Source organism: Vibrio sp. S12_S33, assembly GCF_963889785.1.
In the GTDB taxonomy this organism is placed as follows: Bacteria; Pseudomonadota; Gammaproteobacteria; order Enterobacterales; family Vibrionaceae; genus Vibrio; species Vibrio aestuarianus.
The window spans coordinates 1-273 of record NZ_CAWPQZ010000343.1; the positions used below are offsets into that span (position 1 = coordinate 1).

At 56.4% G+C, this 273-nt stretch carries 1 protein-coding gene; it reads left to right on the forward strand.

All coding sequences use genetic code 11. The features are described from left to right. A partial coding sequence (locus tag AACW06_RS20395; RefSeq protein WP_202884133.1) for a hypothetical protein occupies window positions 1–273 on the forward strand: 273 nt, incomplete at both ends.

The window sequence follows — 273 nt, forward strand, 5'->3', positions numbered from 1 at the left end:
CAAGCTTGACAGCGGAAGGTAACTACAGCATCACCAGCAGCATTACGGATGCCGCTGGCAACAGCAGTGGTGAGAGTGCGCCAGTGACGTTTGATTTTGATGCCACCGCACCAACTGCGGCGCCAACACTTACCATCGCGGACGCAGCGGACGGCAGCGTGAGCGTGGCAGAGAACAGTGACGGCGTTGAAACTGTGGTAAGTATTCCAACGGGTGTGGAAGTGGGTGATACGGTGACGTTAACCATCACCAACCCAGATGGCAGTACGACAG